Here is a 17,926-nt window from a genome sequence, read left to right as displayed (position 1 = left end):
GTTTTTTTGTTATTTTTGCCATAATAACAATAGATATTTTATATAGAAAAAGGCGACAGCTAATTTAAGGGGCATACACCATGGACTATGAATTTCAGCGTGATCTTACTGGCGGTATATTGGCCCGTTTTTCAATGGATCATGAAGCGATTGGTTATTGGTTAAATGATGAGATCCAAGGTGATATCAGCTTAATCGATCAAATTTTGACTGAGATGGACGAAGTTAAAGGCAGTGAGAAACAGTGGCAATTGATTGGTAAAGAATACAGCTTATCTATTGATGATGAGGAAATTATGGTAAGGGCGAATACTCTCCATTTTGAAACCGATGATTTAGAAGAAGGGATGAGCTACTACGATAATGAAAGCATCGCATTTTGTGGATTAGATGATTTTGCTACTATGCTACAAAAATATCGGTTATTTATTCTGGAAAATAGAAGAAGTTAACAAATCCCATATATTTATTAAATAAATCTGCCACAATATACTATTGGTTGCTATTCTTTTTATTAGGATTATAAGTTTAAAAGGTGGTCTAATGAATGAATTACCTGCGAGTTTAGATGAAGCAACAGGTTGGTTTGTTGCTAATCAAGAACTCTTTATTCAATATGCTGTGAATATCGTTGCTGCATTCTTGATCCTATTTATTGGTCTTTTTGTCGCTAAAATGGTCAGTAAAGGGGTTGCACGAATTTTAACGTTACGCCATATCGACGCAACTGTTGTGACATTCTTGTCTGTCTTGGTGCGTTATACCGTTATTGCATTCACTTTGATTGCAGTATTAGGTCGATTAGGGGTTCAAACAGCTTCTGTTATCGCAGTACTTGGTGCGGCAGGTTTAGCGGTTGGTTTAGCATTACAAGGCTCACTCTCTAACTTTGCAGCGGGTGTTTTAATTGTTATCTTCCGTCCTATTCGTGCTGGTGAATACGTGATGATTGGTGCTGTCGAAGGTACGGTGCGAGATGTACAAATATTCTCGACCACATTACGTTCAGCGGATGACCGGATCATTGTTATTCCAAATAGCAAAATTATCAGTAGTGAGGTTATTAACCTTAGCCGTGAGCCAAATCGTCGTACACAAATTATTGTCGGCGTTGCTTATGATGCTGATATTGATAAAGTCAAAAAAGTGCTCGGTGATGTTGTTGCGCAAGATAAACGTATTCAACATAACCAAGGCGTGACAATACGTTTACATGAAATGGCGCCTTCTTCATTAAACTTTGTGGTACGTGTTTGGACCACCAATGATGATGCATGGCCAGTTTATTGGGATCTTATGGAAAACTTTAAACGCGCGCTAGATGCAAATAATATTGGTATTCCATTCCCACAAATGGATGTCTATATGCATCAAGCACAAAATACCGTGATGAAAGCAGAATAAGCACTATTGTTATAAAACACATCTCAAGAGCCACCGATTAAGCGTGGCTCTTTTATTTTTACCGCTATTAGTTTTTCTTATTATCAATAAGAATGATTCATTTCCTCTAATAACAAAATCCTTTTATTATTTTTCTTAATTTAATGAATAATTATTAGGATATTTTGCATGTTAACAACATTTTTTCAGGGGTTTTTATTAAGCGCAGCAATGATATTGCCCATTGGTGCGCAAAATGCCTTTGTTTTGCAACAAGGCAGTAAAAAACAATACCATTTAATGAGTGCATTTTTATGCGCTTTAAGTGATGTGATATTAATTAGCGGGGGAGTCTTTGGTGGAAGTGCATTACTGAGCCAATCAGAATATCTTTTATTACTGATCACTTGGGGCGGTGTGGCTTTTTTATTGTGGTATGGCTGGAATGCGTTTAAAACCGCTTTTACAAAAGAGATTGAATTATCACAACATAAAAATCAAGTGAAAAGTCGTTGGCGGGTGATTGTAACTTTAGTTGCCGTCACTTGGCTAAATCCCCATGTTTATCTTGATACCTTTGTAGTGCTTGGCAGTATCGGAGGGCAATTATCAGCAGAATTACGTCCTTGGTTTACTTTTGGCGCGGTATTCGCATCGATTAGTTGGTTTTTTGCTTTATCACTACTAGCGGCTTGGTTTTCACCTATTTTAAGCCAAGTGACCGCTCAACGTATCATCAACTTGTTTGTGGGGTGTGTGATGTGGTTTATTGCTCTGCAATTGGCCGCTCAGGGATGGAAAAACCTCTTTTAATCTGAAAGAACTTTACAACAGATATGCTAATGTTGTTATAACCGTAATTTAGTGACAATACCCATACATGATTTTTGTCAGGAGGTTTTTGTGAAAGTAAAAGCAATGGTATTAGCATCCATGTTAGCCCTTGGAGCACCCTCAATCGCTTTAGCCGGGGCGGTACCTGAAGGACCCCATATAACTACATCAGGTAATGCAACAATTAAAGCGACTCCTGATATGGCGACACTTAATATTCAGGTTAGTGAAAAAGCAAAAGATGCAGCTCAAGCTAAAAAACAAGTGGATGAGCGTGTTGCAAAATATTTTGCCTTTTTAAAAGAAAACGGTGTGACGAAAGAAGATATTGATGCTGCCAACATTCGTACACAGCCTAATTATGAGTATGATAAAAAAGCAGAACGTTCGGTGATAAATGGCTATACAGCAACACGAACCGTAGATGTAAAAATCAAAAAACTTGATCAGCTTAATACCTTACTGGATGGGGCATTAGCGGCAGGGCTAAATGAAATTAATAACGTTGAGTTTGGCGTTAATGATCCAGAACAGTACAAAGCTAAAGCACGAGAAGTGGCAATTAAAAATGCCATACAACAGGCAAGTTCAGTGGCAAAAGGGTTTGGTGCTGATTTAGGGGCTGTTTATAGCGTAAGTTATCGCGCACCAGAAGCAACACCTTATCCAATAGCACGAATGAAAATGGATGCTATGGCATTAAGTGCCCCGTCACCGGAAGCAGTAAAAGAGACCTATCAACAACAAAGCATTGAGTTTAAAGATTACGTTGACGTGGTATTTGAATTAAAAACAGCTAAATAATCTTTACCATCAAAGGATAAGATGTATTGGCTCAGCAGTGAGCTGATACATCTATGTTATAGCGCAGGATCAGATCTGGTAGTTCTTTTGGGTGCGAAAAATGGTTATTAAGCTTATATTTTAAAATGATTTTATGTCAGAAAATATTACATATATAAAAAGCATCTTTACTTATTTTCTTGGTCAGGCGAATCATTGTTATTTTTATTAACGTTTTGAACTGAAGATGAAGGTTCGGAACTAATTTTTTTTCCATTTTCAATACGGCGTTTTAAATCAGATGACCGTCTTTCAATATGAGATTTAGTTTTACCTGCACCCGGTGAACCAAAATAGGTTCTATGATCAATAATGGTCTCAATGAACATAAAATCGTCTTGTCCAACAACGGGATCAAAAGTAATTATTAGAAGTGGATCATTGTCCTTTGGCTTGGCACGAGTATGAAAGTAAGTTGCATAATATACGCTTTCCTCACCAGAGGCGTTAAAACGTGAAGACTTGATCCTACCATATCTAAATTCATAATTTTCCGTATAAATTTCGACCTCTAAGCCATTCCTCCATTTAGCTATTAATGTGGCAATATCAGCCATTAATATTGCCTGTTTATTTGAAGGATATCCTAAACTTTGGGAAGTCAAATAAAAACTTGCACGGAGATCAACGCCCGAAATAGGTTTTTTTATGATTGGCACCGTGAGATCCTTTCACGTAAGGTTGTTGTTTTGTAGTTGGAATAGATGCAGTAAACTCACCTAAGCTTTTCAGCAGGCTGGCTTGAATATCAGCAGGGGTATTACCTTCTATGTTAGCACTACCACTTTTACGTCCAGCATCAATGGCTAGAGCAACGTTGCGACTTCGACGAATAAAAGTGCTCATCTGAATCTCCTTTTCCTATGTTCATTTATTATACAATATTATGCCCGTTAAATGCCAATAAAACTTAAATTTGCTTCTTCCGGTAGAGGAAAACATCAACTCCTCACTGTGAGTTAAACCGGTTGATGGAACACACTGGTTAAATCCCTTTCTAAGAATAGCGATAATATTGATCAAGAAACAATATCATCAACGTTACTTTTTACTCTTCATCTTGCTTAAGCACTTTACGACCATAATCAAGTAACGCATCCGTTACCTTTCTCATCGTTCTGCTTTCTGGGGCAAAACGGTGCCAATACAACATGCGGCGTTGGCATAATCCTGGCGTTAAATCAATCAATTCACCACTTTTTAGCTCATCGGCAATTTGTAGATGAGGGATCATACAACATGTTGAGCCTTGTTTAGCTAACTGAACAAAGGCTTCGGAAGAATTAACAATATGGCAGGGCACACTACCGGGAGATAAACCGAAGTTTTGCTGTAAGAAAGCCTGATGCATATCATCAAGATGGTCAAATGCGACGGCGGGGGCTTTTAACAGAGATGATTTAGTGACCCCATTAGCAAAATAACGTTGGGCAAAATCAGGGGATGCCACAAAAAGATAGTCTAATGCGCCTAATTGGTCGACTAGACAGCTAGGCAATGCTTGAGGCTGAATACTGATAGCGCCAACCACTTCACCACGTCTTAATCGCTCTTGGGTACGAGTTTCATCTTCTACTTGAATATTAAGCCGGATAGGAAGTTGTGTTAATACCGGGTGCAAAGCAGGCAATAACCAAGTAGCTAAACTATCCGCGTTGACAGCTAAAGAGAGTAAAAGAGGCGTCGAGCCACTATTTTCATCACCTAACCACTGCTCTTCTAACATTTCGACCTGATGCAGTAATGCGAGTAGCTTTTGCCCTTGCTCTGTGGGTTGGGGCGGAACCGTACGTACTAATAAAGGTTGTCCAAATAGATTCTCAAGTTGTTTTATTCTTTGTGAAACGGCAGATTGCGTAATACATAGTTTTTGTGCGGCTCGTTCAAAACCACGCTCTCGAATAACGGCATCAAGGGCTTGCAGGGCCCGATAATCAGGACGTTTCATTGACAGATTCTCTTTGATTTTATGTTCTACTGTGTACTATGCCATATTTTTAGTTTTTATGAGTTAAAATGTTGTGTCTCAAATTTTGATACACCTTGTGCGGATTTTATGGGCACTATGCTATTCTTATTCGATAAATGTGAAAAATAAGGTTTTGTAAATGACTCAAGATGAATTAAAAAAAGCAGTAGGTTGGGCCGCCCTTGAATATGTAAAACCGGGTACTATCGTGGGCGTTGGAACAGGCTCTACGGCTTCTCATTTTATTGATGCTCTTGCAACAATGAAAGGTCAAATTGAAGGGGCAGTTTCTAGCTCAGAGGCTTCAACGGCAAAACTAAAAAGCTACGGCATTCCCGTTTTTGACTGTAATGAAGTTGATTCGCTCGATATCTACGTAGACGGTGCTGATGAAATTAACCATCAAATGCAGATGATCAAAGGTGGTGGTGCGGCATTAACCCGTGAAAAAATCATTGCAGCGGTGGCAAAAACCTTTGTGTGTATTGTCGATGAATCAAAACAAGTGGATGTTTTGGGTAAATTCCCTCTGCCTGTTGAAGTTATCCCAATGGCTCGCTCTTATGTGGCTCGCGAGCTGGTTAAATTAGGTGGGTTACCTGAATATCGTGAAAACGTCGTGACGGATAATGGTAACGTGATCTTAGACGTTTATAATCTCACTATTCTGAATCCTATTGAGCTAGAAAATAAAATTAATAGTATTGCAGGGGTGGTCACTGTCGGGCTTTTCGCTAATCGCGGAGCAGACATTGTATTAATGGGGACTTCTGAAGGTGTGAAAACCATTAAATAACACGATTAAATTGTATCTCTAGTCAGAGATAACAACATCCTCTTAAAGAGAGTGGGAGAACTATATTGTTTTCCCACTCTCTTTTATCTTTCCCCTTAGATAATCAGAATGATGACTTTTTGCAAATTATTTTGAAAACCATAAATTCAGTGATATATATCACACGATAGAGATATCTCTCTTTAAAATGCTGCCATTTTTATTGTCAAAATCATTTTGCTCGGTAGAAAATCACTTTATCTATCGCTTATTCTGTCAACAGTGCAATCGGTTGTATTGCCTCAAAATCTATTTTTGTTATGTTGGTGAAACAGGATTTCGTTTTTATTCATGTAACACAAATAGGGCAGGGTAAATGGTCAAGGTATCTTTGGAAAAAGAAAAGATAAAGTTCCTACTATTGGAAGGTGTACACCAAAGTGCGGTAGAGAATTTAAGAGCAGCAGGTTATACCAACATCGAATATCATAAAGGTGCATTATCGGGAGAAGAATTAAAACAAGCTATCCGTGATGCACGCTTTGTGGGGATCCGTTCCCGCACTCACTTAACAGAAGAAATTTTTGCAGCCGCTGAAAAATTAGTTGCTGTAGGCTGCTTCTGCATTGGTACTAACCAAGTTGACTTAGATGCGGCTGCCCGTCGTGGGATCCCTGTTTTTAATGCACCTTTTTCAAACACTCGTTCCGTGGCTGAAATGGTGTTAGGGGAATTACTGTTATTACTGCGTCGTATTCCAGAAGCTAATGCTAAAGCCCATCGTGGTATTTGGGATAAACAAGCTAAAGGCTGTTTTGAAGCGCGAGGTAAAAAACTGGGGATTATTGGCTATGGTCATATAGGCACCCAGTTAGGGATTTTGGCGGAAAGTGTTGGTTTAGATGTCTATTTTTATGATATTGAAAACAAACTTCCTTTGGGAAATGCAACCCAAGTTCGCCACTTATCCGAACTGCTGAATATGTGTGACATTGTTAGCTTACACGTGCCAGAAACGCCATCAACAAAAAATATGATTGGTCACGAAGAGCTATTACGAATGAAGCCAGGCGCTATTCTTATTAATGCCTCTCGTGGAACTGTGGTTGATATTCCGGCATTAGCACAAGCGCTAGAGAGTAAACATTTATCAGGTGCAGCGGTGGACGTTTTCCCAACGGAGCCGGGGGCAAATAACGATCCGAACGATCCTTTTGTATCAGAATTAATTAAATTTGATAATGTGATCTTAACGCCACATATTGGTGGTTCAACCCAAGAAGCCCAAGAAAATATTGGTTATGAAGTTGCTGGTAAGTTAGCTAAATATTCTGATAATGGTTCTACATTATCTGCGGTTAATTTCCCTGAAGTATCATTGCCTAGTCATGGTGATGATGTAAACCGTTTACTGCATATTCATGAAAACCGTCCGGGTATTATGAATAGTATCAATAACGTATTTACAGAAGAAAATATTAACGTTGCTGCACAATATCTACGTACAGCTGGTAATGTGGGTTATGTAGTGATTGACGTTACTACACAAACGAAAGCACAAGCTGAGTTAGTATTGCAGAAACTAAAAGGACTACCGGGTACCATTCGTGCTCGTATGTTGTACTAATATCGCTATTTTTATATTAAGTATAAAGGCTCAATAATTAGAGCCTTTATTTTTATGGTTCATTAGTTATCACGGTTTATTGCTGTGTCTGTTGTTGCCACAATTGCTGATAAAGTGTTTTCTTATTTAATAAATCGCTATGTGTACCTTCTTCTAATATACGACCTTTATCAATAACATAAATATAATCTGAAATAGAAATAGCATTAAGTCGGTGAGCAATACAAATTACCGTTCTATTTTTACAAATAGCCGGAAGATTGGCTAAAATTTCCGCTTCTGAGGCATAATCTAACGCCGATGTTGCCTCATCTAAAATAAGAATTCGTGGATCAGGTAAAAGTGCTCTTGCTAGCGCAATACGCTGACGCTGTCCTCCTGACAAATTACTACCTCTTTCACCTACTTGTGTATTAAATCCCTCAGGGAGTTGAGTAATAAAATGAAAAGCGCCGGCTAATTTACTCGCTTCAATAATATCTTCTTCACTACAATCGGGTTTTGATAACCGAATATTTTCCATAATAGTGCCACTAAATAAAAAATTATCTTGTAAAACAACACTAATTGATTGGCGTAAAGTAAGGGGATTGGCAATGGCGAGATCCATACCATCAATATAAATCTGGCCTTGTTGAGGAGTATAAAAACGTTGAATTAAACGTGTGATAGTACTTTTTCCTGAACCAGAGGGGCCTGTAATACCAATAAATTTGCCCGCGGGGATCGAAAAAGAGAGTTGCTCAATCACATCTGGAGTATTGGCTGTATAACGAAAGCGTACATGAGAAAATACTATACTTCCTGCAATATTAGGTACAGTAGCAAGTCCTTGATGTTGATGCTCTGTGGGAGTATTAACGATCTCGCCAATACGACGTATAGAGATGCCTGTTTGTTGAACATCTTGCCAAAGTTGGGCTAAACGTAAAATAGGTTGTGTAATATGGGTGGCAAACATATTAAAAGCCACTAATTCTCCCACACTTAATTGCGCTTTCATAATCAGATTAACACCATGCCACAAGATAATTGCCATAGTAATTTTATGAATAGCCCCAATTAATTGCTGAGCAAATAACGCTTTTTTGGCCGCTGAAAAACGCTTAAGGATATAATTAGTGAGTTTATATTGCCACTTTTCAATAAATTGATGTTCTGTTGCTGTTATTTTTATGGTTTCTATACCATTAATAGCCTCTGTTAATAAGCTCGTATTATCAGCATTTGCTTGATACTCTTGTTCAACCCAATAACGGATCATGGGGCCAAGTATCAGCCAAAATAAAAAGTAAACGACTAATGCTGCTATGGTTATCCAAGTTAATAATACGGAATAAGCAAACATTACTGAAAGAAATACGATAATAAAAATAAAATCCAGTACCATCATCAACGCAGAGCCAGTAATAAACTGGCGAATATGAGCAAGCTCTTGAATACGAGCAATAATTTGCCCAGATTGACGTTGATTAAAAAACTGACTGGGTAGCCGAATGAGGTGTTGATAAATTTTCCCTGAGAATTCGGCACCTAGGGTACAAGAAACAAAAGCATAAAGTTTATCTCGTAATAAAAGATAGATAGGCTCTATAATAGCAAGCAGCACGAGGAGTACCCCTAAAACTTGCAAATTAGAGAGGCTTCTCCCCGTTAATACTTTATCAATAATTTTTTCAAAAATAATTGGATTAACTAAAGCAAATAATTGAATAAAACAAGATAAAATAAAAATTAAATATAATGATTTTTTTTGTTTTAATAGTGATGGAATGCACCACATTAAGCTAAACTTGCTCTGTTTAGGGGTAAATATCTTATTAATAATTAGCAGTGTGGTATAAGTAATTTTTTTATCAATATGATAATGACTCTCTGTGTTAGTGCTTGGGTCAATAATAATTAATTTATCACTTGTTCTATTTTTTAGAATATACCAATAACCATTAATTTCGATAAGTGTATCAATAATTATTTTATCTTTATACTCACTTTCACTATTAAAAAATGAAAATTCGCATTTTAAATTGAGTTGTTGAGCGGCTTCTATGATATTTAATTCAGAGAGATTGTCGTCATTACCTAAAAAATGAATAAGCTGCTCTTTTTTTAATGTTCCTTTATTTTTTTTTGAAAAATAAATAAGCCCATCAATAATTGAAGGATGAAGAGATGGCGTGTTTTTAGTTATATAGTTCATAGATATCTCGCTATTATTTTTCTCTTAATGCTTCATGTTGATAAACTTCTATTGGACTGAGTAAATAATCAATCACTCGACGTTTTTCAATTTTTATATCGGCAACTAAAGACATACCTGTGGCCAGTTTATATTGTGCTTCATCTTCACCCATCACTTGCTTATCAAGTTCAATCAGGACGGGATAAACTAAGCCTAATTGTTCATGTTGTATGGAATCTTTTGCTATATTGACAATGGTAACTTCAATGGTGCCATAACGGGTATAAGGAAAAGCATCAATTTTAATCACCGCTTTTTGACCCGGATAGATAAAACCAATATCTTTATTGAGAATATTCACCTCAGCAACATTATGCTGAGTATCGGGCACTATCACCATCACCGCTTGTGAAGGTTGCAATACGGCTCCTAGGGTATGAACAGCGAGTTGTTGTACTGTACCTGTAACAGGAGAACGAACAATTTTTAATTGTTGACGTTTCTGAACATGATAAAGATTTTGTTGATAAATAAAAACTTCGCTTTCATATTGTTTAAATTTGTCATGCCACTCTAGGTGTTTTTGTTTTTCTAATCTATCGCGATTTTTTATATATTGTTGCTCTTGACTGGATAAAATAACCAGTTCTGATGATTTTCTTTTAATGATTTGATTAATTTCTAATAACTCCTTTTTATTTTCTAAAAACTCCATGGTACTAATGATTTTTTTATCATAGAGTTTTTTCTTTATATTAAAACGTTTTTCAATATTGTTTTTTAATTCATTTAATGAATTGATTTCTTGGTGAGTAAGAAGCTTGTTTTTATTGTTGGTTTCTATTTCAGAGTTAATGTGATTAATACTAGCATCAAATTCATCCTTTTCTTTTTGATAACTTAATAGAATCGCTTCTTTTTTTTCTTTATTTAGTAAATTAAAATCATCAATTGCATCAGGTCGGGTGTTTTGACCTAATGCTTGATAACGAATTTTTAGTAATAATAGATTTTCTATCTTATTTTTTAGATTATTAATCTCCTCATCAACACCTAAAATATCAAGTGTTAATAACGCTTCTCCTTTGGTAACTTGTTGGCCATTTTTTACATGAATGGCGCTTAAGCGACTATGTTCATAAATTTGAATTTGTTGCGAATAACCTGAAACCACTAATTTTCCTATAGCTGAAGAAAGCACATCTAATTTACCTATATATGCCCAGAGTAAAAATATAATCACACTTAATGAAATTATTATTGCAATAATACGACTATAAGGTGTCGGCGGTTTCTCAAGTACGGCGATATGATTAGGGTAAAAATCATAGTTTTTAGGCTCTTTTTTAGTTTTAAAGTAGTGAGCAATCATTTATTTTATTTTTGATTTCATCATTGTTATCCTTATTGATGTTGCCAAAGTTTCTTATAAGCGCCATCTTTTCTAATCAATTCATTATGTTTGCCTTCTTCAATTATCTGGCCTTTTTCTAATACAATAATGCGGTCACAGTTTTTTATTGTGGAAAGGCGATGAGCAATCATAATGACGGTCTTATCTTGGGTAATAAGGGGAAGATTTTTTTCGATGATGGCTTGAGACTCACCATCCAATGCGCTGGTAGCTTCATCAAAAATTAAAATTTTAGGGGATGAGAGTAAGGCTCTAGCAATTGCAATACGTTGGCATTGTCCCCCAGATAAAGATCTGCCATTTTCAGCAATGAGTGTGTCGTACCCTAAAGGAAGTTTCAAAATAAACTCATGAGCACCTGCTAATTTAGCTACATGAATAACATCATCTAATGAGGCTGATGGCTGCGTTAAACGGATATTGTCGAGCACGGTTAAATGAAATAAAAAATTCTCTTGTAAGACAAAACCTATTTGTTGACGTAATACTGCGGGGGGAATTTCACAAACCGGAATGCTATCAAGCTTAACTTGACCTAATTGTGGGATATAAAGCCCTGCGATGATGCGCGCTAATGTACTTTTCCCTGATCCAGACGTCCCGACGATACCAATAGTTTCATATTTATTTATTCTAAATGAAATTTGCCTTACAACAGGGGGGGCATCATGTTGATAACTAAAACTGACATTCTCAAAACTCACTTCACCTTGTAAGGTCATTTTCTTATTGGCTTTTTCTTGCTCTATTGGGAGATTAAGAATGTCTTGTAAATTATAAATAGCCGTTTTGGCTCGGATATACTTTCCCCAAACTTCTATTGCAGAACTTAAAGGTTGTAGACAGTGGTTTAATAGCATATTAAAAGCAATGAGTTGACCTATTGTCATTGCAAGTGAAATGACTTCAAAAGCACCTAGACATAAAAGTATCGCTGTCGTTATTTTTTGTAAAAATGAAACAATGTATTGCGATAAGTTATCAATATTTTGTAATTTTAAATTTTCATTAGTCAGTTGATGGATTTGCGTATGCCACTGTTGTGTAAAACGTGGTTCTAATGAAAGGCTTTTTATTGTTTCTATACCTCCTAGGGTTTCTGTTAAAAAAGCACTATTTGTTGCTGAATATTGATAAAGTTGTTGTACGGTTTTTTCTATTTTAGGGGCAATTAATTTAGCTAAGATAAAATAGAGTGGGATGGTGGCAAGAAAGATTAATGTTAACTTTAATGACAAATAAGCCATAACAAATAGGAAAATAAAGATAAATGAGAAATCAACTAATAACATTAATAAGGTTTTTGTTATAAACTCTCGAATGATATCAAGCTCTTTTACTCGTGTAACAATAATACCTGTTTGGCGAGATTTAAAATAACTGATAGGAAGTTTGAATAAATGATTAGTTAATTTCAAACTTAGCAACATATCAATTTTATTTGCTGTATGATGATAAATATACTCTCTTATCCCCTTTAATACAGATTCTGAAACGGCGACAAAAATAAGACCTATTATTAACACATCAAGCGTGGATAGGGCTTGATGGATAATTACCTTATCCATAATTATTTGCGTAATAATCGGGGAGGCAAGTGCTAGCAGTTGAAGAATTAACGAGTAAAATAATACACTTTGAAATAATATACGATATTTCATAAAGGTTGGAACAAACCAAGTGATATCAAAAAAATGCTTTTCTGCAAAGTCCAGATAGTAATAGTGATTTATACTGTTATTTATTAATCTCTCTTTATTCCATGTCTCCATATTGTCAGTTTGTAGATTATAAATTAGAAATTCATTATTGTTATATTTTAAAAGAATAAATATATTTTTAGAACGATCTAAAAAAATCATAGGGTAGTGTAATTGTTTTTTAAAAATATAATGAATGTTTTTTTTCTTTAGTTTAAAAGCATGTTTTTTTTCTAATGATGCGATAGTATCATCGTATTTATTAATGTTTGGTTTTGTATTATCTAATTGTTTTCCCGAAAGATTAAGAATGATATTAATGCTTTTTATAAATTTCGTACTTTCTCTATTTTTCATATTAAATACAATGTGGTTAAAAATAGAGATTTAACCTTATAAAATAAGATAATAATATAAAAAAACAAAGATAGCGTTAAAAGCTCGTCTTAATTTCTCTGTATCAGTTGTTCATTAAAACGCCATACTTTATCAGGTGTAATAATTTCAGGTAACGGTATATCCCAATCTGCGCTCGGTAACGAATGAACTTGTTGGCATGTGTGAGCAAGTCCCATAGGATAAAATGACTGCCGTTGCCAATTTTCTAATGTTCTATCATAAAAACCTCCGCCCATACCGAGTCGTTGACCGCTTTCATCGAAGGCAACCAGTGGCGTAAAGATAATATCAATATCAGATATTGGAATAATGTTATTCACATTGAGTGGCGGTTCAAAAATATTAAAACGATTTTTCACTAACTGCGTGGTGGGAGCGTAACGTAAAAAAAGTAAATGATGGCGATGAAAAGGGTGTAATACGGGCAGACAAACCTGTTTATTTAAATCCCATAAATGAGTGATTAGGGGAGTAGTATCAATCTCGCCGTCAAAAGAGAGAAATAAGGCAATTGTTTTAGCTTGCTTGACTTTGGGATGATGGAGTACCCGTGCAGAGAGTTTATGTGCAGCATCTTGCTGCTGTGCCACAGTAAGTTGACGGCGTTTTTGGCGGATAGCTTTACGTATCTGATCTCTTTGCTGGAAAACAGGGGGTTGTGTCATGATTAATCCATCAGCAAGGAATTAGTATGAATAAAAATATATCACTTCTATGAATTTATTACACTTTAGAGGTAAAAAAGAGAAAAGCCAAGAAAGATAGGGGCCAAAGAAATAAAAAAAGCTCTAAACATTAAATACTTAATCAGTACTCAGTGTTTAGAACTTGAATTGGGGTCTCCAAGATGCCGTTGTAGGCTGTAACCCTTGAACCCGTGGTCCAAGGTGAACATAGTGCTATCACCATTAGGCTGCCTGAACGAATCAGGTATGCTCACAAGTAATAGATCACCACATTCTATTTTTTTTGAAATATCGGCTCAGGGGACTTACCCACTGACGAACATCTCAGAGAAATTAGGTGGGTGCTGTTAAGCACCTTATCTATGAACTATTGTATTATTTTAATTGTAGAAAGCAACCTATTATCTGTTAATTTCGTGGTGTGCGCATGCTTTCTGAACAAATCTACTTTGATGTTGAAAAAGTGCGATCATGGTGCTTGCCTTGATCGTGTAAAGCTTGTTCAATAGATTGTTGTAGCATTTTTATTTTCTCTTCCATATTGTAGGCATAGTCTCTCGTTTTTAACTTTTCTTCTGCCAACTCATGACTCATATTTAATGCCACGATAAAAATTAAGTGCTCAGTATTGGAAACACCACTGCGTTCTTTGAGATCTTGTAATCGTTGTTCAAGTTCAGCAGCAGAAGCCAGTAAAGCATCTTTTTGTTCTGGTGGGCAATTGACACGTAATGAGCGCCCAAAAATTTGAAGATCAACGGGTTGTGCGGACATGATTCCTTCCTGACATAAAATCTGTGCTACGTGTTTAGTAGTGTATACGGTTATAAGGCAGTATTAAACGCTATTACTGCAAAAATTCCAATGTTTAACATAGCTTAACTGGTACAGTGCGTTCTATTGATGGTAGCATATCTTGAACTATTCCCCTAAATGCGACGTTTATTCTTATGTCAATACAAAACACATTACCAGATTACTCAGCAATTGATTCATTATTACAACAACATGCCGTGCCTTTAACTGCCGCAGAGATGCATGGCCTAATTACTGGGTTTATTTGTGGAGCAGTACATGACAATAGTTGGAAAACTTTGTTACATGAACTGACTAATGAGGGCTTAGCGTTCCCTAAATCGTTATCAGAACCCCTTGAATCACTTTATCACGTCACTCATGAGCAACTTGATGACAGCGTATTTAATTTTTCTATGCTGTTACCTGACGATGCAGAATCTGTTTTTCCTCGAGCTGATGCCCTTGCAGGGTGGGTTAATCATTTTCTATTAGGATTAGGTGTTGCACAACCTAAGTTATCTGAGCATAAAGAGTTGACGGAAGTTATCACTGATTTGCGTAATATTGGTGCATTAGGCTATGAAGAAGATGAAAATCAACAAGAGCTTGAAGATGCACTCGAAGAAGTTACAGAATATGTCAAAGTCTCTGTTCAGCTGTGCTATATCACTTTTGTCGCCTCAAAAGAGACAACAACAGAAAATGATAAACAAGATGAACAACGGACATTACATTAATAATTGCCTTATTAATTAGATAACCAAAAGATCAATAAAGGATAGGAGTGGGTATGAATAAGCAAGAATTTTTATCCCGTCGTCAGGCATTATTAGCTCAGATGAAACCAGCAAGTGCAGCTATCTTTTTTGCTGCTCCAGAAGCACAACGCAATGCTGATAGTGAATATCCCTATCGCCAACATAGTGACTTCTTGTATCTCACCGGATTTAGTGAGCCAGAAGCTATCCTTGTGTTGATTAAAAGTGATGAAACACATAATCATAGCGTACTGTTTAATCGGGTTAGAGATTTAACCGCGGAAATCTGGTTTGGTCGTCGTCTTGGGCAAGAAGCTGCCCCTGAAAAATTAGGTGTTGATAAAGCGCTACCTTACGAAGATGTAGGTGAGCAACTTTATCAATTACTCAATGGATTGGATATTGTTTATCATGCCCAAGGTGAATATGCGTTTGCCGATGAAATCGTCTTTAATGCTCTGGATACCTTAAGAAAAGGCTCTCGCCGTAATTTAAAAGCGCCACAAACGCTTATTGATTGGCGCCCAATAGTGCACGAACTGCGGTTATTTAAATCTGATGCTGAAATTGAATTACTGCGCAAAGCCGGAAAAATTTCTGCGTTAGCCCATACTCGCGCAATGCAAAAATGTCAGCCAGGTATGTATGAGTATCAATTACAAGGGGAAATTGAACATGAGTTTATCTCTCATGGTGCGCGTTTCCCTTCCTATAACAGTATTGTCGGTAGTGGTGAGAACGGTTGTATCTTACATTATACTGAAAATGAAACTAAAATGCGTGATGGGGATTTAGTCCTCATTGATGCAGGCTGTGAATATGAAGGTTATGCGGGTGATATTACGCGAACTTTCCCTGTTAATGGTAAATTTAGCCGTCAACAACGTGAAATTTACGAGATTGTTTTAAAATCACTCAATGTATCCCTCGAATTGTATAAACCGGGTACAAGCATCAAAGAAGTCACTAAACATGTCGTGTATATCATGGTGGAAGGCTTAGTTAAGCTCAGCATTATGCACGGTGATATCGAACACCTCATTGAGACAAAAGCCTATCAGCGCTTCTTTATGCATAGCTTAAGTCACTGGTTAGGTCTTGATGTTCATGATGTTGGACACTATGGCACCGATCGTGATCGTATCTTAGAGCCGGGTATGGTGTTGACTATTGAACCAGGACTTTACATTGCGCCAGATGCAGATGTACCACAAGAGTATCGTGGTATTGGTATTCGCATTGAAGATGACATTGTTATTACTGAAACAGGTAATGAAAATTTAACGGCTATGGTTGTTAAAGATCCTGATGAAATTGAAGCTCTGATGGCAGGAAAAATTTAAGGCTAAAATCAGCATGAATGTGATTATTGTGGGTGGTGGAATGGCGGGTGCAACGTTAGCACTAGCACTTTCTGCATTAAATAAGGGTAATATTTCCATTTCGCTTATTGAAGCGCGAGAGCCAGATAATGGGCATCCCGGATTCGATGCCAGAGCGATCGCTTTAGCGCATGGCACAGCAAAGCGATTAGCACAAATCGGATTATGGTCGGTCTTAAAACCCTTTGTGACACCTATTAATCACGTTCATGTTTCTGATAGAGGCCATTGCGGTTTTGTGAACATAAATGCGCAGGACTACGATATTGACGCACTCGGTTATGTTATTGAATTACATGATGCGGGGCGTCAACTGTTTGCACAGTTGAAAAAACAACCCAATATTACGCTATATTGTCCCGCTAAAGTGGAGCATGTTCAGCGCCATCTCGATAACGTTGAAGTGACACTTGATGATGGTACACAACTTAGCGGTGATTTACTGGTTGCCGCAGATGGTACACATTCACCCATTGGTCATCAATGTCATATTCAATGGCAGAAAACGCCTTATCATCAAGTTGCGGTGATCGCCAATGTAAAAACAGAGATTGATCCCAAAGGTTGTGCATTTGAGCGATTTACACAATTTGGTCCATTAGCAATGTTACCCATGAGTGAAGGGCGTAGTTCATTGGTGTGGTGCCATCCTATTGAAAAATTAGAACAAGTTTCACAATGGGATGATCAAACAACCATTGCACAGTTACAACGGGATTTTGGCTGGCGTTTGGGTAAGATTGAACAAGTAGGGCAGCGTCATTGCTATCCATTAGTTTTGCAAAAAGCACAGCAAATGATCAGCCATCGTTTAGCATTGATAGGTAATGCATCTCAAACCTTGCACCCTATTGCAGGGCAAGGTTTTAATCTTGGTTTACGCGATGTAATGACATTAGCCAATACATTAACCTCGGCCATACAATCAGGTCTTGATATCGGCAGTTATCGCGTATTATCACAATATCAACAGCTTCGCGAACAGGATAGAGAAAGTACTATCACGATCACTGATGGCTTAGTGAAAGTGTTTGCGAATCGTTGTATGCCGTTAATTATCTCCCGTAATCTAGGCTTAATGACGATGGAATTAGTGCCTGCACTTCGTAACAAATTAGCACACCAAACATTAGGTTGGACAAACTGAGCATAATTGCTTTTTAGGATACTTTTATT

The 17,926-nt window shown here is 36.9% G+C and carries 17 protein-coding genes and 1 other RNA gene; 9 read left to right on the top strand and 9 right to left on the bottom strand.

The genetic code is table 11. The annotated features are described in order from the left end of the window. The first annotated feature begins 80 nt into the window (after positions 1 to 80). The 4 genes from HMPREF3129_RS08235 to HMPREF3129_RS08220 all read left to right on the top strand — a co-directional run bounded on the left by HMPREF3129_RS08235 (position 81) and on the right by HMPREF3129_RS08220 (position 3,021). Positions 81 to 452 carry a YacL family protein gene (locus tag HMPREF3129_RS08235; RefSeq protein WP_004244066.1) on the top strand — a complete coding sequence of 124 codons (372 nt, stop codon included), beginning with the start codon at positions 81 to 83 and terminating at the stop codon, positions 450 to 452. Between the two features lie 91 nt (positions 453 to 543). Beyond that, positions 544 to 1,404: a small-conductance mechanosensitive channel MscS gene (gene mscS / locus HMPREF3129_RS08230; protein ID WP_004248539.1), complete on the top strand. Its 861-nt coding sequence runs from the start codon at positions 544 to 546 to the stop codon at positions 1,402 to 1,404. 168 nt (positions 1,405 to 1,572) lie between these two features. After that, on the top strand, positions 1,573 to 2,196 hold the full coding sequence (argO, locus tag HMPREF3129_RS08225) for an arginine exporter ArgO (RefSeq protein WP_004244063.1): 624 nt from the start codon (positions 1,573 to 1,575) through the stop codon (positions 2,194 to 2,196). Positions 2,197 to 2,286: 90 nt separating this feature from the next. Beyond that, positions 2,287 to 3,021: an oxidative stress defense protein gene (locus HMPREF3129_RS08220; RefSeq protein WP_004248538.1), complete on the top strand. Its 735-nt coding sequence runs from the start codon at positions 2,287 to 2,289 to the stop codon at positions 3,019 to 3,021. A 167-nt stretch (positions 3,022 to 3,188) separates the two neighbouring features. Here the strand turns inward: HMPREF3129_RS08220 and HMPREF3129_RS08215 are convergent, their stop codons facing one another. The 3 genes from HMPREF3129_RS08215 to HMPREF3129_RS08205 form a co-directional block, all read right to left on the bottom strand. After that, the gene (locus HMPREF3129_RS08215) at positions 3,189 to 3,719 is read right to left on the bottom strand and encodes a hypothetical protein (protein WP_223302941.1); all 531 of its coding nucleotides are present in this window, start codon (positions 3,717 to 3,719) and stop codon (positions 3,189 to 3,191) included. Then, positions 3,685 to 3,906, bottom strand: coding sequence for a hypothetical protein (locus HMPREF3129_RS08210; protein WP_004244060.1), 222 nt, complete (start codon positions 3,904 to 3,906; stop codon positions 3,685 to 3,687). The genes HMPREF3129_RS08215 and HMPREF3129_RS08210 overlap by 35 nt, the downstream gene beginning before the upstream one ends. A gap of 202 nt (positions 3,907 to 4,108) precedes the next feature. Next, positions 4,109 to 5,008 carry a LysR family transcriptional regulator ArgP gene (locus tag HMPREF3129_RS08205; RefSeq protein WP_004244059.1) on the bottom strand — a complete coding sequence of 300 codons (900 nt, stop codon included), beginning with the start codon at positions 5,006 to 5,008 and terminating at the stop codon, positions 4,109 to 4,111. Positions 5,009 to 5,168: 160 nt separating this feature from the next. On the opposite strand from HMPREF3129_RS08205, the gene rpiA reads away from it, so the two are divergent. Beyond that, a complete protein-coding gene (rpiA, locus tag HMPREF3129_RS08200) occupies positions 5,169 to 5,825 on the top strand; it encodes a ribose-5-phosphate isomerase RpiA (protein ID WP_004244058.1) in 657 nt (218 codons plus the stop codon). Positions 5,826 to 6,180: 355 nt separating this feature from the next. Next, positions 6,181 to 7,431, top strand: coding sequence for a phosphoglycerate dehydrogenase (gene serA / locus HMPREF3129_RS08195; protein WP_004248535.1), 1,251 nt, complete (start codon positions 6,181 to 6,183; stop codon positions 7,429 to 7,431). Between the two features lie 76 nt (positions 7,432 to 7,507). Here serA and HMPREF3129_RS08190 read toward each other — a convergent pair whose 3' ends face one another. From HMPREF3129_RS08190 to zapA, 6 genes are all read right to left on the bottom strand, one after another. Then, positions 7,508 to 9,631 (bottom strand): type I secretion system permease/ATPase, encoded by a 2,124-nt coding sequence (locus HMPREF3129_RS08190; protein WP_036918794.1) that lies wholly within the window; start codon positions 9,629 to 9,631, stop codon positions 7,508 to 7,510. A gap of 13 nt (positions 9,632 to 9,644) precedes the next feature. After that, positions 9,645 to 10,985, bottom strand: coding sequence for an HlyD family type I secretion periplasmic adaptor subunit (locus HMPREF3129_RS08185; RefSeq protein ID WP_070486934.1), 1,341 nt, complete (start codon positions 10,983 to 10,985; stop codon positions 9,645 to 9,647). A gap of 32 nt (positions 10,986 to 11,017) precedes the next feature. Next, complete coding sequence (locus HMPREF3129_RS08180) at positions 11,018 to 13,084, bottom strand: peptidase domain-containing ABC transporter (RefSeq protein WP_070486933.1); 2,067 nt, start codon at positions 13,082 to 13,084, stop codon at positions 11,018 to 11,020. An 89-nt stretch (positions 13,085 to 13,173) separates the two neighbouring features. Beyond that, the gene (locus HMPREF3129_RS08175; RefSeq protein WP_036918790.1) at positions 13,174 to 13,791 is read right to left on the bottom strand and encodes a 5-formyltetrahydrofolate cyclo-ligase; all 618 of its coding nucleotides are present in this window, start codon (positions 13,789 to 13,791) and stop codon (positions 13,174 to 13,176) included. Between the two features lie 170 nt (positions 13,792 to 13,961). Then, positions 13,962 to 14,146: non-coding RNA, 6S RNA (gene ssrS / locus HMPREF3129_RS08170), on the bottom strand. 110 nt (positions 14,147 to 14,256) lie between these two features. Beyond that, positions 14,257 to 14,586, bottom strand: a complete 330-nt coding sequence (gene zapA, locus HMPREF3129_RS08165) for a cell division protein ZapA (RefSeq protein ID WP_004244048.1) — start codon at positions 14,584 to 14,586, stop codon at positions 14,257 to 14,259. Between the two features lie 176 nt (positions 14,587 to 14,762). On the opposite strand from zapA, the gene HMPREF3129_RS08160 reads away from it, so the two are divergent. Genes HMPREF3129_RS08160 through ubiH form a run of 3 tightly spaced genes read left to right on the top strand, consistent with a single transcriptional unit; the run spans position 14,763 to position 17,897 of the window. Then, the gene (locus HMPREF3129_RS08160; RefSeq protein ID WP_004244047.1) at positions 14,763 to 15,347 is read left to right on the top strand and encodes a YecA/YgfB family protein; all 585 of its coding nucleotides are present in this window, start codon (positions 14,763 to 14,765) and stop codon (positions 15,345 to 15,347) included. Positions 15,348 to 15,400: 53 nt separating this feature from the next. Continuing rightward, positions 15,401 to 16,711 (top strand): Xaa-Pro aminopeptidase, encoded by a 1,311-nt coding sequence (gene pepP, locus HMPREF3129_RS08155; RefSeq protein ID WP_070486931.1) that lies wholly within the window; start codon positions 15,401 to 15,403, stop codon positions 16,709 to 16,711. 13 nt (positions 16,712 to 16,724) lie between these two features. Then, entirely contained in the window at positions 16,725 to 17,897 is a 1,173-nt protein-coding gene (gene ubiH, locus HMPREF3129_RS08150) for a 2-octaprenyl-6-methoxyphenyl hydroxylase (protein ID WP_004244045.1), read from the top strand. Positions 17,898 to 17,926 lie beyond the last annotated feature (29 nt).

This window comes from Proteus sp. HMSC14B05, assembly GCF_001808035.1.
GTDB classification, from domain to species: Bacteria; Pseudomonadota; Gammaproteobacteria; order Enterobacterales; family Enterobacteriaceae; genus Proteus; species Proteus mirabilis.
Note: the sequence above shows the minus strand (reverse complement) of the source record. Positions and strands in the feature narration are given on the sequence as shown.

Bases quoted from the DNA above. Each gene is read 5' to 3' on its own strand.
- pepP (WP_070486931.1), top strand. From the start codon at position 15,401: ATGAATAAGCAAGAATTTTTATCCCGTCGTCAGGCATTATTAGCTCAG.
- ubiH (WP_004244045.1), top strand. From the start codon at position 16,725: ATGAATGTGATTATTGTGGGTGGTGGAATGGCGGGTGCAACGTTAGCA.
- HMPREF3129_RS08185 (WP_070486934.1), bottom strand. From the start codon at position 10,985: ATGATTGCTCACTACTTTAAAACTAAAAAAGAGCCTAAAAACTATGAT.
- serA (WP_004248535.1), top strand. From the start codon at position 6,181: ATGGTCAAGGTATCTTTGGAAAAAGAAAAGATAAAGTTCCTACTATTG.
- rpiA (WP_004244058.1), top strand. From the start codon at position 5,169: ATGACTCAAGATGAATTAAAAAAAGCAGTAGGTTGGGCCGCCCTTGAA.
- HMPREF3129_RS08175 (WP_036918790.1), bottom strand. From the start codon at position 13,791: ATGACACAACCCCCTGTTTTCCAGCAAAGAGATCAGATACGTAAAGCT.
- HMPREF3129_RS08160 (WP_004244047.1), top strand. From the start codon at position 14,763: ATGTCAATACAAAACACATTACCAGATTACTCAGCAATTGATTCATTA.
- argO (WP_004244063.1), top strand. From the start codon at position 1,573: ATGTTAACAACATTTTTTCAGGGGTTTTTATTAAGCGCAGCAATGATA.
- HMPREF3129_RS08205 (WP_004244059.1), bottom strand. From the start codon at position 5,008: ATGAAACGTCCTGATTATCGGGCCCTGCAAGCCCTTGATGCCGTTATT.
- zapA (WP_004244048.1), bottom strand. From the start codon at position 14,586: ATGTCCGCACAACCCGTTGATCTTCAAATTTTTGGGCGCTCATTACGT.
- HMPREF3129_RS08235 (WP_004244066.1), top strand. From the start codon at position 81: ATGGACTATGAATTTCAGCGTGATCTTACTGGCGGTATATTGGCCCGT.
- HMPREF3129_RS08190 (WP_036918794.1), bottom strand. From the start codon at position 9,631: ATGAACTATATAACTAAAAACACGCCATCTCTTCATCCTTCAATTATT.
- HMPREF3129_RS08180 (WP_070486933.1), bottom strand. From the start codon at position 13,084: ATGAAAAATAGAGAAAGTACGAAATTTATAAAAAGCATTAATATCATT.
- mscS (WP_004248539.1), top strand. From the start codon at position 544: ATGAATGAATTACCTGCGAGTTTAGATGAAGCAACAGGTTGGTTTGTT.
- HMPREF3129_RS08210 (WP_004244060.1), bottom strand. From the start codon at position 3,906: ATGAGCACTTTTATTCGTCGAAGTCGCAACGTTGCTCTAGCCATTGAT.